14 protein-coding genes are annotated in these 13,607 nt (G+C 73.4%); 5 read left to right on the top strand and 9 right to left on the bottom strand.

Features of this window, described 5'->3' with window-relative positions; translation table 11 throughout:
* Nucleotides 1-483: 483 nt before the first annotated feature.
* Nucleotides 484-1,047 carry a DUF3000 domain-containing protein gene (locus ACWDN5_RS16955; RefSeq protein WP_310974920.1) on the bottom strand — a complete coding sequence of 188 codons (564 nt, stop codon included), beginning with the start codon at nucleotides 1,045-1,047 and terminating at the stop codon, nucleotides 484-486.
* Between the two features lie 88 nt (nucleotides 1,048-1,135).
* Between ACWDN5_RS16955 and hemE the strand changes: the two genes are divergently transcribed.
* The 4 genes from hemE to ACWDN5_RS16935 are packed head-to-tail and all read left to right on the top strand — an operon-like array spanning nucleotide 1,136 to nucleotide 5,695.
* Entirely contained in the window at nucleotides 1,136-2,206 is a 1,071-nt protein-coding gene (gene hemE, locus ACWDN5_RS16950; RefSeq protein ID WP_310974921.1) for a uroporphyrinogen decarboxylase, read from the top strand.
* On the top strand, nucleotides 2,203-3,603 hold the full coding sequence (gene hemG, locus ACWDN5_RS16945) for a protoporphyrinogen oxidase (protein WP_449676958.1): 1,401 nt from the start codon (nucleotides 2,203-2,205) through the stop codon (nucleotides 3,601-3,603). The genes hemE and hemG overlap by 4 nt, the downstream gene beginning before the upstream one ends.
* 56 nt (nucleotides 3,604-3,659) lie before the next feature.
* A complete protein-coding gene (gene hemQ / locus ACWDN5_RS16940) occupies nucleotides 3,660-4,352 on the top strand; it encodes a hydrogen peroxide-dependent heme synthase (protein WP_191315743.1) in 693 nt (230 codons plus the stop codon).
* Nucleotides 4,352-5,695, top strand: a complete 1,344-nt coding sequence (locus tag ACWDN5_RS16935) for a CoA transferase (protein ID WP_449676957.1) — start codon at nucleotides 4,352-4,354, stop codon at nucleotides 5,693-5,695. Before hemQ ends, ACWDN5_RS16935 begins: the two co-directional genes overlap by 1 nt.
* Before the next feature lie 218 nt (nucleotides 5,696-5,913).
* On the opposite strand, the gene ACWDN5_RS16930 is transcribed toward ACWDN5_RS16935, so the two are convergent.
* From ACWDN5_RS16930 to ACWDN5_RS16895, 8 genes are all read right to left on the bottom strand, one after another.
* Entirely contained in the window at nucleotides 5,914-6,252 is a 339-nt protein-coding gene (locus tag ACWDN5_RS16930; RefSeq protein ID WP_310974924.1) for a hypothetical protein, read from the bottom strand.
* Nucleotides 6,249-7,049 carry a DUF692 domain-containing protein gene (locus tag ACWDN5_RS16925; protein WP_310974925.1) on the bottom strand — a complete coding sequence of 267 codons (801 nt, stop codon included), beginning with the start codon at nucleotides 7,047-7,049 and terminating at the stop codon, nucleotides 6,249-6,251. The genes ACWDN5_RS16930 and ACWDN5_RS16925 overlap by 4 nt, the downstream gene beginning before the upstream one ends.
* Nucleotides 7,042-7,956, bottom strand: coding sequence for a TIGR04222 domain-containing membrane protein (locus ACWDN5_RS16920; protein WP_449676956.1), 915 nt, complete (start codon nucleotides 7,954-7,956; stop codon nucleotides 7,042-7,044). Before ACWDN5_RS16920 ends, ACWDN5_RS16925 begins: the two co-directional genes overlap by 8 nt.
* A gap of 66 nt (nucleotides 7,957-8,022) precedes the next feature.
* Nucleotides 8,023-8,925 carry a TIGR04222 domain-containing membrane protein gene (locus ACWDN5_RS16915; protein WP_449676955.1) on the bottom strand — a complete coding sequence of 301 codons (903 nt, stop codon included), beginning with the start codon at nucleotides 8,923-8,925 and terminating at the stop codon, nucleotides 8,023-8,025.
* Nucleotides 8,926-8,999: 74 nt separating this feature from the next.
* Nucleotides 9,000-9,422: a peptide-methionine (R)-S-oxide reductase MsrB gene (gene msrB / locus ACWDN5_RS16910; RefSeq protein ID WP_191317304.1), complete on the bottom strand. Its 423-nt coding sequence runs from the start codon at nucleotides 9,420-9,422 to the stop codon at nucleotides 9,000-9,002.
* A gap of 19 nt (nucleotides 9,423-9,441) precedes the next feature.
* Entirely contained in the window at nucleotides 9,442-9,747 is a 306-nt protein-coding gene (locus ACWDN5_RS16905) for a hypothetical protein (RefSeq protein ID WP_205661049.1), read from the bottom strand.
* Nucleotides 9,748-9,800: 53 nt separating this feature from the next.
* A complete protein-coding gene (locus ACWDN5_RS16900; RefSeq protein ID WP_449676982.1) occupies nucleotides 9,801-11,468 on the bottom strand; it encodes a protein kinase domain-containing protein in 1,668 nt (555 codons plus the stop codon).
* Nucleotides 11,469-11,586: 118 nt separating this feature from the next.
* A complete protein-coding gene (locus tag ACWDN5_RS16895; protein WP_449676954.1) occupies nucleotides 11,587-12,249 on the bottom strand; it encodes a TVP38/TMEM64 family protein in 663 nt (220 codons plus the stop codon).
* Between the two features lie 44 nt (nucleotides 12,250-12,293).
* Here ACWDN5_RS16895 and ACWDN5_RS16890 point away from each other — a divergent pair, with 44 nt between their 5' ends.
* Nucleotides 12,294-13,310 (top strand): DNA polymerase domain-containing protein, encoded by a 1,017-nt coding sequence (locus ACWDN5_RS16890; RefSeq protein WP_449676953.1) that lies wholly within the window; start codon nucleotides 12,294-12,296, stop codon nucleotides 13,308-13,310.
* The last annotated feature ends 297 nt before the right edge of the window (nucleotides 13,311-13,607 follow it).

Here is a 13,607-nt window from a genome sequence, read left to right as displayed (position 1 = left end):
AATGGCCGTGCAGATGAGGCGTGCAGCTTCCGGTGCGCCTAGTGACGAGGGGCCGGATGGGCTCCCCCAACCCTCGGAAAGTGGCTCCGGCCGGGGCTTGATCATCTCGGCTCCGAGGTATCCGCAGGCCTTCGCGGCCGCTTGCCGGGGCCGGGATCTGTGACTGTCCGTGTCTGTCGCGGGGCGAGGACGGCCCCGGACCCGCGTTTTGATCTTGTAGCGGTGCGTGACCGCGGGGAGTCACGAACGAGGAGACGTGAAACGGCCTCGCAGACCGTGGCGGGTCGTCCGGGGTACTCCGAGGTCGTCCGGGCCGTTCCGGGCGTCAGGCGGCGTCTGAGGCCCCGATAACGAAGTGAACGGCGTTCAGCGGACGTGAATTTTGCTCACATCCGTACAAGTCGTGTCCCCGGGAGCACGCGCGGCGACCGGCCGTTGCCGATTCGTTGCCGAAGATCGCCCGGACAGCCGCGCGTCGCGGGTTCAGGAGCCCTGACGCTGCTCGAAGAGGGCCACCCCGACCGGCGGCAGGCCGACGACGCTCGCCATCACCTGGCAGAAGGCCTGCCCGTGGGGCAGCAGTCCGGAGTCGGTCGGCGTCCACGACGCCCGCAGCTCCAGGTCGTCGGTGCGCGCCGGGCCGGAGATGTCGCCGAAGCGGGCCGACGACGTCTCCGTCACGGTGCCGCCCAGCGCCTTCCAGCTCGCGCCGGACACTTCGAGGGCGTCGGTGAGCCACGACCAGCCGACCGCCGGCAGGAATGGGTCGGTCGCCAGCTCCCGGTCCAGCTCCGCGCGCACGTACATGACGAGGCGCAGCACGCCGTCCCAGCCGTCCTGGCCGTCCGGGTCGTGCAGCAGGACCAGCCGGCCCGAGGCCAGCACGTCGGCGGGCCCGGCCACTTCGCAGCTGACCGCGTACGACCACGGGGCGAGCCGCTGCGGGGCGCGCATCGGCTCCAGCAGCACCTCCCGGCGGGGCCGGACGGACTGCAGCGCCGCGACTGCTTCGCGGAAGAGTTCGGGCACTGGCGTCATCGCGGTCACGCTTCGACTTTAGGGCGGGCACGGGCCGTTGCGGGCGCAGGCGCGCCGAGGAACGGGCCCGCCTCGGCTCGTGGCACGATTGACGGCGATGTCTCAGACCACGCCCCTGCCGCGCCCGGCCGCCCCGGCCGCCCGCCGCGAGCTGCCCGAAGCCCCGTTCCTGGCCGCCGCGCGCGGCGAACGCCCGGCGCGCACGCCCGTCTGGTTCATGCGCCAGGCCGGTCGCTCGCTGCCCGAGTACCGCGCGCTGCGCGAGGGCGTGCCGATGCTCGACGCGTGCTTCGACCCGGAAATGCTCGCCGAGATCACGCTGCAGCCGGTCCGCCGCCACGGCGTCGACGCGGCGATCCTCTTCAGCGACATCGTGGTCCCGCTCAAGGCGGCCGGGGTCGACATCGACATCGTGCCCGGCACCGGCCCGGTGGCCGCCGCGCCGGTGCGCGACCTCGACGCCGTGAAGGCGCTGCCCGAGCTTCGGCCCGAGCAGGTTTCGCAGGTCGCCGACGGCGTCCGGCTGCTGGTCGAGCGGCTCGGCGACACCCCGCTGATCGGCTTCGCCGGTGCGCCGTTCACGCTGGCCAGCTACCTCATCGAGGGTGGCCCGAGCCGCAACCACGAGCACACCAAGGCGCTGATGCACTCCGACCCGGCGCTCTGGCACGAGCTGGCCGGCCGGCTGGCCGACGTCGCCCTGACCTTCCTGCGCGCGCAGCTCGACGCCGGCGTCGACGCGGTCCAGCTGTTCGACTCCTGGGCCGGGGCGCTGTCCGAGCGGGACTACCGCGAGTTCGTCCTGCCGCACTCGGCGAAGGTCCTCGCGGGTGTCGCGGAGTACGGCGTGCCGCGGATCCACTTCGGCGTCGGCACCGGCGAGCTCCTTTCCGCGATGCGGGACGCGGGCGCGGACGTCGTCGGCGTCGACTGGCGGATCCCCCTGGACGAAGCCGTGCGGCGCCTGGGCGGCCGCGCGGTCGTGCAAGGCAACCTCGACCCGGCGCTGCTGCACGCCTCCTGGCCGGTCCTGGAAGCCGAGGTCCGGCGGATCGTCGCCGAGGGCAAGGCGGCCGACGGCCACATCTTCAACCTCGGCCACGGCGTGCTGCCGGGCGTCGACCCGGACGTGCTGACCCGCGTGGTCGGGCTGGTGCACGAGCTGTGAAGCGCGTCGCGGTCGTCGGCGGCGGCGTCTCCGGGCTGACCGCGGCGTACCGGCTGCGGCGCCTGCTCGGCGCGGACGCCGGGATCACCGTCTTCGAGAAGACGACGGCGCCCGGCGGCAAGCTGCGCACCGCCGAGCTCGCCGGCGTGCCCTACGACGTCGGCGCCGAGGCCTTCCTCGTCCGCCGCCCCGAGATGCTCGGCCTGGTCCGCGAGCTCGGGCTCGACGTCGTGAACCCGACGAAGGCCCGCGCGAAGATCCACGCGGGCGGCGCGGTCACCGGGCTGCCCCCGGGCACGGTCATGGGCGTGCCGGCGTCCGCCGAGTCGGTGGCCGGCGTGCTGTCCGAGGCCGGACGGCAGGCGGTCGAGGCCGAGGCGTCGCTGCCCGAACTGCGGCTGCCGGGCGGGGACGTGCCGCTCGGGCCGCTGCTGCGCGAGCGCTTCGGCGACGAACTGGTGGACCGGCTGGTCGACCCGCTGCTCGGCGGGGTCTACGCGGGCGGCGCCGACGGTCTCGGCCTGCGCGCGACCATGCCCGGCCTGGCTTCCGCGCTGGCGGCGGGCGCGGGCTCGCTGACCGCGGCGGCCGCCGCTCAGCTGCCCGCGAACCCCTCGACGGCGCCGGTGTTCGGCACCGTCCCGGGCGGCCTGGGCGCGGTGATCGACCGGCTCACCGCCGAGTCCGGCGCCGAGCTGCGCACCGGCCTGCCGGTGTGCGAGATCGAGCGGCACGGCGACGGCTGGCGGCTGCGCATCGGCGCGGCACCGACCGCGCACGCGCCTGCGGACAACACCTTCGAAGCCGACGCGGTGGTCCTCGCGGTCCCCGCACCCTCGGCCCGCCGGCTGCTGACCGACCTCGTCCCGGCCGCGTCGGCGGCGTTCGGCGAGGTCGAACTGGCGTCGATGGCGGTCGTGGCGCTGGCCCTGCCCCCCGGCACCGCGCTGCCGGAGGCGTCGGGGATCCTGATCGGCGCCGGCGAAAGCGACGCTTCGGGCAAGCCGTACGCGTCGAAGGCCTTCACCTTCTCCTCGCGGAAGTGGGCGCACTTCGGCAGCGGCCCGGTCCTGGTCCGCGGCTCGGTCGGCCGGTTCGGCGAGCCGGGCGCGCTGCAGTACGACGACGTCGAGCTGGTCCGCGTGGTCCGCGACGACCTCGCCCGGCTGACCGGCATCACGGCGGCCCCGATCGAGACGCTGGTGACGCGGTGGGGCGGCGGGCTCCCGCAGTACGGCACCGGCCACCTCGACCGCGTCGAACGGATCGAGAAGGCCGTCGCGGAGGTGCCGGGCCTGGCGATCGCCGGGGCGACCCTGCACGGCGTCGGCCTGCCGGCCTGCGTGGCCACGGCGGAGGCGGCGGCGCAGCGGATAGCGGCCCACCTTTCCGCGTGAGTGCGCTCACCTGACCCGTGGCGGCGGGCGCGTCGCCGCGGTGACAGGATGGAGCCATGGCGCGGGTCAACTACAACGAGCTCAACGACACCATCCGCTACACCACCTGGTCGGTCTTCCGGATCGAACCGGGCCGGCTGGGCGAGGACCGCGGGACCGCCGGCCGGGAGACCGCCGAGTACCTCGACGGCCTGGAGGCCAAGGGCGTCACCGTGCGGGGTGTCTACGACCTCTCCGCGCTGCGCGCCGACGCCGACTTCATGATCTGGTGGCACGCCGAGGAGATCGAGCAGGTCCAGGCCGCGTACGCCGGGTTCCGCCGGACGCCGCTGGGCCGCGCGTCGACGCCGGTCTGGAGCCAGACCGCGCTGCACCGGCCCGCCGAGTTCAACAAGAGCCACATCCCGGCGTTCCTGGCCGGTGAAGAGGCCCGCAAGTACATCTGCGTCTACCCGTTCGTGCGGTCCTACGAGTGGTACCTGCTGCCGGACGCCGACCGCCGCAAGATGCTCGCCGACCACGGCAAGGAAGCCCGCGACTACCCGGACGTCCGCGCGAACACCGTCGCGTCGTTCGCGCTGGGCGACTACGAGTGGATCCTCGCCTTCGAGGCCGACGAGCTGCACCGGATCGTCGACCTGATGCGCCACCTGCGCGGCACCGAGGCGCGGCTGCACGTGCGCGAGGAGATCCCGTTCTACACCGGCACCCGCGTGCCGCCCGCCGAGCTCGTCGCGGCTCTCCCGTAGTGCGCGAGGTAGTCGAGGGTGTCTGGGACACCCTGACCGGGTCTTCGCCGGGTCCGTTCGAGCTGACCGGAACCGAGGACGTGCTGCCCGGGCCGTACCGGGTCGCGGCGGCCGCCACGGCTTCGGTGGCCGCGGCGACCCTGGCGGCCGGCGAGATGCTCCGGGTGCGTGCCATCGAACCCGGCGTGGTCACGGCGGACACGCGTCATGCGGCGGCGGCGTTCCGGAGCGAGCAGCTGCTGCGGGTGGACGGCGTCGGAGCCGAGCCGGTCTGGGCACCGCTGTCGGGCGACTACCGCGCGGCCGACGGCTGGGTGCGCCTGCACTGCAACTACCCGCGTCACGAAGCGGCGGTGTGCTGGGGCCTGGGCGTGCCCGGAGCCCGCGAGGCCGTCGAGAAGGCGGTCGCCGGACGTCCGGCGCGCGAGGTGGAGCACGCCGTCGTCACCGCCGGGGGAGCGGCCGCCGAACTGCGGCCGCCGGCGGACTGGGCTGTGCATCCCCAAGGGGAGGCGGTGGCGTCGCTGCCGCTGGTTTCGCTGTCCCCGGTCGCCGACGCGCCGAAGCGGACGTTGTTCTACTCGGACCGGCCGCTGGGCGGCATCCGGGTGCTGGAGCTGACCCACGTCCTCGCGGGTCCGGTGGCCGGCCGGGTGCTGGCCGCGCACGGCGCCGACGTCCTGCACGTCGGGGCGGCGCACCTGCCGCGGGTCGAGGCGCTGGTGCGGGACACGAACCAGGGCAAGCGCTCGGCGTTCGTCGCCTTGGACACCGAGGGCGGCCGCGCACGGCTGAAGAAGCTGATCAGCCGGGCGGACGTGCTGGTGCAGTCGTTCCGCCCGGGTGCGCTGGAGCGCATCGGGTTCGGGCCTGCGGAGCTGGCCGAGCTGCGGCCGGGCTTGGTGATCGCGGACCTGAGCGCGTACGGCTGGGAAGGCCCGTGGGCCCGGCGGCGCGGCTTCGACAGCCTGGTCCAGATGTCGAGCGGGATGGCTTTCGGCGATCCTCCGTCGCCGCTGCCGGTCCAGGCCTTGGACCACGCGACGGGCTGGCTCGCGGCAGCGGCGGTGATGACGGCCCTGCGGCGCCAGGTCGACGAGGGCGGGACCTGGCGCGCCCGGCTCTCGTTGGCGGGAACGGGCCGGTGGCTGGATTCCCTGGGCCGCAAGGCCCCGGCCGCGGCCGCGGCCGACGTCGACTACGGCGATCTGCTGGAGGAAACGGACAGCGGGTACGGGCGGATGACGCGGGTGCGGATGGCCGGCGGGCTGCCGGGCGCGCAACCGCACTGGGAGTTCGGGACGCGGCAGCCGGGAGTCGACAAACCGACCTGGACGCCCTGACCTGGGTGGTGTCAGGTCGCCTTGGTGAGCGGCTTGCGTGCCCACCACCCCGAAGCCGGATTGTGACTACGGCCGGTGGTACCGCGTCAAGGCGGGAAAGCGTGCCTTGACCCGGTACCACCGGCCGTGTTCTGGCTTCGGATCGGCGTGGCGGGGCGGGTCTGGGTGGGGTGCGGGTTTTGCGGGCCGTGTTGTCCACACCCTGGCGGATTTGTGGATCAGCGGCGCCGGAGGCGGTCCACCAGTCGCCGCTTCGGCTTTGGCAGGTGGCCGCCCTCGGTCAGCCATGTCACGAACTCGTCCGCGTACGCCCCCGAGCGCTCGGTTGCCTTCTTCGGCCGGGCCGCGTTGAACTGCGCGAACAGCGGCCCGAACCGCTCGCCGAGGGCCTCTGCCAGCTCGGGCCGCTGGTACGCCAGCACCCGACCGTGTTTCCTCCGCAGCACCCCGGCCTCCACCCGCAGCCGGGCCGGGTCGAAACCGGTTGGTGCCGGGCCGTCGGCCAGCAGCGCCTGCAGCAGCTCCGCCTGGCGCCGGGCCAGCTCCGCGCGGCTCATCCCGCCACCGCCGTGCGCAACGCCAGCAGCTCCGCCGCAAGTTCGTCGTCGGTCGGGTAGTCGTCGTCGCGCTCCAGGAGCACGCCCGGCGGGTCGGTCCGGCGGCGGAGCTCTGCCAGCAGCGCCAGCACCTCCGGCAGCACCGGGTGCGCGTGTGTGTCGTGGTAGACGCCGTCGCGCTCGATGCCGCCCGCCATGTGGACGTACGCCAGCCTCTCCCAGGGGATGCCGTCCAGGAACGCCACCGGGTCCGTGCCGATGTTGCGGGCGTTCGCGTACAGGTTCGCGACGTCGATGATCAGCCGGCAATCCGTCCGCTCGGTCAGCTCGGTGAGGAACTGCTCCTCGGTCAGCTCGGCGTCCGGCCAGTCGAGCACCGCGGCGATGTTCTCCAGCGCCAGCGGGACGTCCACGATGGACTGGGCCAGCCGCACGTTCGCCACCAGCACCTCCAGGGCCTCGCGGGTGCGGGGGAGCGGCATCAGGTGCCCCGAGTCGAGCCCGCCCGCGCGCACGAAACACACGTGGTCGCTGACCAGCGGCGCGTCCAGGGCCCGCGCGATCTCCGCGAGGTGCTGGACGCGCCCGGTGTCCAGGGGCTCGGCCCCGCCGAGGGACAGCGAGACCGCGTGCGGCAGCACCGGCAAGCCTCGCTTGCGCAGCGCCACCAGCGTCTCCGGCAGGTGGTCGGCGTGCAGGTTCTCGGCGACGACCTCGACCCAGTCCACGCCCGGCAGCCGCGCGATGGACAGGTCGAGCTCGTGCCGCCAGCCGATCCCGATGCCCAGCTCACCCACCGCAACCCCCTCCGCCGCCGCACGACGAACCACACGAAGAGCCGCTGCTGCACGACGAGCTCGAGCACGACGACCCGCTGCTGCACGACGAACCCGACGAGCCCCCGCCCCCGTAGGACGTCACCGGCGGGGCCAGCGCCGCGCTGAGCTCCTCGTCCGGGTACATCGCCCAGCCGCCGAGGGCGACCGCGGCCGCCGCCCCGCCGAGCAGGACGCCGCCGGCCAGCATGCCGGCCGGGACCGGCCCGCTCGCCGCGGCCCGGGCCTGGCCCAGCAGGCGGTGGCCCGCCGCCGACGGCTGCCGGGCGCCCGTCTTCGACCGGCGCACCGCCGCCACGACGGCCAGCACCGCCGCGACGATCACCAGGAACACCAGGATCCCGACCGGGCGGCCCAGCGCGATGCCGTTGACCAGCCGGGCCACCCCGAACGCCAGCACGGCCAGCTGCAGCAGCAACCCGAACGTGCGCGCCTGCCGCTTGGCGGCCGCCGACGCCAGCAGCCCGCGCTGGTCGAGACCCTCTTCCAGGGCCCGCATCGCCGCGGACTGGCGGCCGTGCGCCCGCAGCGTCGCCGTCGTCTTCAGCTGCGCGGCGTCGAAGACCGCCCGCTCCAGCGGCTCGGCCGGGCGCGTCCCGGCCTGGCTGACCTGCTTGTAGCTGTTGACGCGCAGCTGGCCGCGCTCGACCAGGGCCGCGATCGCCGCGTCGACGGCCCGGTCGGGGCCGCCGGCGAGGAAGGCGAGCTGGTAGACGGTCGGCGGCGGGCCGGGCGCGACGGCGTCCGCCCGCAGCGCCCGGCTGCTCACGACGCCGGACACAATGACCCTCATCAGCAGGACCACGCCGAGCAGTGCGATGTAGAGGACCACGAAATCCGGTCCGGAGATGCCCCACGGGTCGGTCATCGCCCGTCTCCCCTCAGTTCGTCGCGGTTACCGTAGCTGTGAGACGCACGCGCTCGCGTCGGCGTTTCAACCGCCGCACCCTCCACCGCCGCCTCCGCCGCAGCCGCCCCCGCCGCCGCACGAGCTGCCGCTGCTGCAGGAGCCGCCGCCGTAGTAGCCGGCGCCCGCCCCGCCGGCCGCCGCCCAGCCGGCCCGGCGCGGACGGCGGTACACCTGCGCGGCGGCCTGCGACACGGCCCGCCCGACGGCCAGCCGGACGTCCTTGTCCGGGTGCGCGCTCAGGCCCTGCGACGCGACGGTGCCCGCAGCCCCGGCAGTGAACGTGCCGTCGCGGCGCGCCTTCTCCAGGGCGGCGCGACCGGCGGCGGTGATCTTGACGCGCGGCCGGTTGACGGCGCAGATCACGGTGACGATGAGCGCGACGGTGTTCAGCACCAGCAGCAGGACCAGGTAGCCGACGGGGTGCCCGCTCGCCGACCCGTCGATCAGCCGGAGCACGCCGAGTACGGCCAGCGCGCCGTAGGCCACCGCCACGGTCACCCAGCCCGCCCGCACCGCGCGGACGTCGGTGAGCAGGCCACGGGCGGCCAGCTTCCCCTCCAGCTTGACCACCGAGGCGTGCCGCGCCACCTCGTCGCGGACCCGGCCGAACCAGTTCCCGGTCTTGCCGATCCGCGCCAGCGCGGCGCGGCCGAGGTCGTCGGAGGCCGTGCCGCGGACGCGGTGCAGCTTGCCGGTGCCGTCGAGGCGGACGAACTGCTCCTCCAGCAGCGTCGCGACGACGAACTCGCCGAGCCGGTCCCGCCCGCCGGCCAGCAGGGCGAACTCTTCGGGACGCTCCGGCGCGTTGCTGGCGTCCCCGCGCGAAATCCGCCTGCCGCGAACCGCGCCGTAGAGCGCCACCGCCAGCAGCAGGCCCAGGTAGAGCCCCGCGAACACCGGTCCGGGAATACCCCAGGTGTCGGTCATGAGTCCGCCCTCCCTCGTCCGTGTGCGGAGACTACGTTCGAGGAAGGGCGGCGGGTTGCTCGCTTAAGGGAGATTTAGGACTCGGGGACCAGCTTCAGCGAAATCGAGTTGATGCAGTAGCGCTGGTCGGTGGGGGTCGGGTAGCCCTCGCCCTCGAAGACGTGCCCGAGGTGGCTGTGGCAGGAGCCGCAGAGCACCTCGATCCGCTTCATGCCCATGGTGCGGTCTTCGCGCAGCAGCACGGCGTCGGAATCCGCCGGGTCGTAGAACGACGGCCATCCGCAGTGGCTCTCGAACTTGGTGTCGCTGCGGAACAGCTCGGCACCGCACGCGCGGCACTCGTAGACGCCGGTGGTCTTGGTGTCGGTGTACTCACCGGTGAACGGCCGTTCGGTCCCCGCCTGGCGGAGCACGGCGTACTCGTCGGGGCTGAGCTGCGCCCGCCATTCCTGCTCGGACTTCACGACGCGCGGGGTCGCGCCGACAACGGGTTTCATACCTTTCACCCGATCCACGTTACGCCGCGAGCCAGGCGAGGGCGTGCACCACGATGTCCCATGCGGCCACGATCACGCCCAGCACGATGAGCACCACGATCAGGGCGGACACCCAGTAGCGCAGCCCGCCGAGCCGGTTGCTGGAGTCGGCGAAGTCGGCCACCCCGTCGAGGGCGGCCTCGATGGTGTAGTTCGGGCCGCACCGCTCGATGCGGTCGAGGTGCTCGGCGAACGCGCGCGCCTCCGGGTCGTACGGGTCCAGGCCGACCAGGTCCTCGTGGAAGCGAGGATTCTGGCCCGGCAGCGAAGCTCCGTCGTCGGCCATGCCACCACGGTAGGCCATCGGGGCGCCTCAGCCCACCGGACGCGCGTTACGTCTCAGTTGCTCGAACTGGCCGAGATCGCGTCGAGCTTGGTGTTCGCATCGATCAGCGTCTGCCCGCCGACGATCACCATCCGGAACTTGTGCCGGCCGTTCAAGATGTTGAGGTACATCTGCACCGAGCCGTCGTCGGCCACACCCTCGTCCGTGCGAGCGGTGTTGAACGAGCCGATGTTCTTCTTGTTGTCCGCCCAGTACTGCTGGAACTGCTGCTGGTCGCCGTAGACCGCCTGGGCGGCCGGGGTCAGCATGTTCCAGTTGTCGGCCGGGGCGTTGAAGAAGTTGACCAGCTGCTGGCCGGTGGCCCCGATGGCGGTGATCCTGCCTTCGGACTTGGTCTTGCCCAGGTCGGCCGGCTGCGCCGAGTTGGTCGGGCTGCTGTTGGTCTTGGACGAACTGTGGCCCGTCGTCGGCTGGTTGCCCGGCGTCTGGCCGGCCTGGTTGTTGCCCGCGCCCCCGCCGTTGCCCGAGTTCAGGACCAGGAACACGATCACCGCGACCACGACGACCGCCGCGCCGGCGCCGGCGAACAGCGCGTACTTGCGCTTGTTGTCCGGCTTCGGGGTGTTCGACGAGTACTGGGGCGCCCTGGCCGTCGGCGCGGCCGCGGGCATCGGTCTGGGCGGGGTGTTCGGCGGGGCGGCCGGGGACCGCATCGGCATGAACGCCGCCGTCGGGCGGGGTGGGTTCGAGGCTGCCTTGCTCGCGGGCACGGGCGTGCCGACCGGCGGGGACGACGGCGCCTTGTTCGCCGTCCGCTGCCACGGCGGCCGCTCGCCGTCGTCGGTGGACGCGGGGGCGGCGGGCTTGCGGCCCCCGCCGCCGGAGAGCAGCGGCGGGGACGCCGTCATGCCGCCGGGCTCGGTCCGGGCCAGCGCGGCCAGCCGCTCGCGGGCCTCGGCCATGCTCGGCCGCTCGCCCGGCTCGCTGCGCAGCAGGCTCATCAGCAGCGCGGTGGCCCCGCCCGCCTGCACCGGCGGGTTGATCTGACCGTTGGCCGCCGCGTAGAGCAGCGCGAGCTGGTTGGTCGTGTTGCCGTACGGCGTGGTGCCCTCGATCGCCTGGTAGAGGGTGGCGCCGAGGGCGAAGACGTCGGAGCTGGGCACCGGGTCGGCGCCGCGGGCCAGTTCGGGCGCCAGGTACGCCGGGGTGCCGCCGATCAGGCCGGTCGCCGTCAGCGTCATGTCGCCGGCCGCGCGGGAGATGCCGAAGTCGGTGATCTTCGCGGTGCCGGTCTGGTCGATGAGGATGTTGCCCGGCTTGACGTCGCGGTGCACGATCCCGGCGCGGTGGGCGGCCACCAGCGCGGACGCGACCTGCTCGCCGATCCGGGCCACCCGGCCGAGCGGCAGCGTGCCCTCCTCGGCGAGGATCGTGGAGAGGCTGGGCCCGTCGAGGTACTCCATCACCAGGCAGGGGTCGCCGTTGTGCTCGGCGATGTCGAACACCACGATGGCGTTCGGGTGCTGGAACCGGGCCGCGTTCTTGGCCTCGCGCATCGCGCGCTGGCGCATGTTGTCGCGTTCGGTCTCGGAGACACCCGGCTGCGGGAGGATCTGCTTGATCGCGACGGTGCGTTCGAGGCGCACGTCCGTCGCGCGCCACACGACACCCATGGCACCGCTACCAATGTGCTCGACGAGGCGGTAGTGCCCCGCGATCAGCTGACCGGTGTCGATGGCGACTGCTCCTGACGAAATTCCCGGTGGTGGTGGCCCTGCTCAGCGCGTTACCGCTTCGCGCACCCGATCGAGTGTAGCGGTCGGCCGCGTGCTCTTCGCGTCAGCCAGCCGGTCCGGCGGGCTGCGGTTCGGCCGGTGCCCGCTTCTTGAACACCTTGACCAGGCCGATCGCTCCGGCCAGCGCGAACACGCCGTAACAGGCGAGCAGCGCGGGCGGCGTGTCGCCGGTCAGCGCGTCGCCGAGGACCACCACGGCGACCGTGCCGGGCACGCTCCCGAGCAGCGTACCGGTCAGGTACGGGACCAGCCGCACCGAGGACACCCCGCAGAGGTAGCTGAAGGGGGCGAACGGCACCACCGGGATCAGCCGCAGCGACGTGACGGCGAGGACGCCGCCGTCGGAGAGGCGGTCGTTGACCGTGCGGACGGCGGACCGGTGCAGGTGGCGGGTGACCAGGTCGCGGCCGAGCAGCCGGGCCAGCCCGAAGGAGAGGCCGGCCGCGATGGTGGTGGCGACCAGGCCGATCGCGATCCCGGCCGCGGTGCCGACGAGCAGGCCGGCGGCGAGGTTGAACACCGTCCGCGGGATGGGTGCCACGGTGAGCAGCGAGTAGGCGACGAGCAGCACGAGCGGGGTGGCGGGGCCGGTGGTGGCGGCCCAGGCCCGCAGCTCGGCCGGACCGGGGATCGGCAGCAGCACCGCGGCCGCCGCGAACCCGGCGAGCACGGCGAGCGCGACGATCAGCTTGGTGCGGCCGGACACCCGTTCGAGCCTACCGGGCGGGTGCCGGGCGCTAGCGTGGCCGCATGCCCAAGAACGGTGACCCGGTCGAGTACGAGGTGGGCGGGCGCACGGTCCGCGTCTCGAGCCCCGACAAGGTGTACTTCCCCCAGCGCGGCATCACGAAGCGGCAGGTCGTCGAGCACTACATCACGGTCGGCGCCCCGCTGCTGCGCGCGATCGGCGAGCGCCCGACAACGCTGAAGCGCTACGTCGACGGCGTCGAGGGCGACTGGTTCTACGCCAAGCGCGTGCCCAAGGGCGCGCCGTCGTGGGTCGAGACGGCCGAGATCACGTTCCCGTCGGGCCGCAAGGCCGCGGAAGTGTGCCCGACCGAGCCGGCGGTGTTCGCGTGGGCGGCCAACCTCGGCACGTTCGACTTCCACCCGTGGCCGGTCCGCCGGTCCGACGCCGACCACCCGGACGAGCTCCGCATCGACGTCGACCCGCCGGACCGGGCCGGCTTCGCGGACGCGGTCGAGGTGGCCATGGTGGTCCGCGAGGTCCTGGCGGACGCGGGCCTGACGGGCTGGCCGAAGACGTCGGGCGGCCGTGGGGTGCACGTGCTGGTCCGGATCCGGCCGGAGTGGGACTTCGTGGCGGTCCGCCACGCGGTGATCGCGCTGGGCCGCGAGGTGGAGCGCCGGATCCCGGCCAAGGCGACGATCTCCTGGTGGAAGGAGGAACGCGGCGGCCGCGTGTTCCTGGACTACAACCAGGCGGCGAGGGACCGGACGGTGGCTTCGGCGTGGTCGGTCCGGGGGACACCGAGGGCCACGGTGTCGACGCCGGTGACGTGGGACCTGCTGGGCGAGGTGGACGCGGACGACTTCGACGTGCTGACGATCCCGGCGTTCCTGGACGAGTACGGCGACCTGCACGCGGCGATGGACGAGACGCCGTTCGGGCTGGAGACGGCGCTGGAGTGGTACGAGCGGGACCGGCGTGACCACGGGCTGGGGGACCTGCCGTACCCGCCGGACTACCCGAAGATGCCGGGGGAGCCGAAGCGGGTCCAGCCGAGCAAGGCCCGCCCCGACTGACCCTCACGGCTTGCGGCGGCGCAGCCCGGCGTTACGGAGTGACACGGACAAGACCGTTTTCCGGCACGAGCTGTAACCACGACCACAGCCGTGGCGGTCCTCACGGAAACGGAGATCGTGCGGGGCAATTGCGTTCCGCCGAAAGAACGAATCCGAACGCGCAGTGATCACCCAAGCGCCCGCTGTCGCCTTTCGGGTCACAAATGTTGCACGGCCGATCTCGATGTCACGATCTTGGTCTCCGACGGCGTAACGTGCGGTCCCGAATCGACGACTCCCCGGGGCCATCGGGGAGCG

The organism is Amycolatopsis sp. NPDC003731, assembly GCF_053586895.1.
The sequence above is the reverse complement of the archived record's forward strand: the minus strand, read 5'-3'. Positions and strand labels throughout refer to the sequence as shown.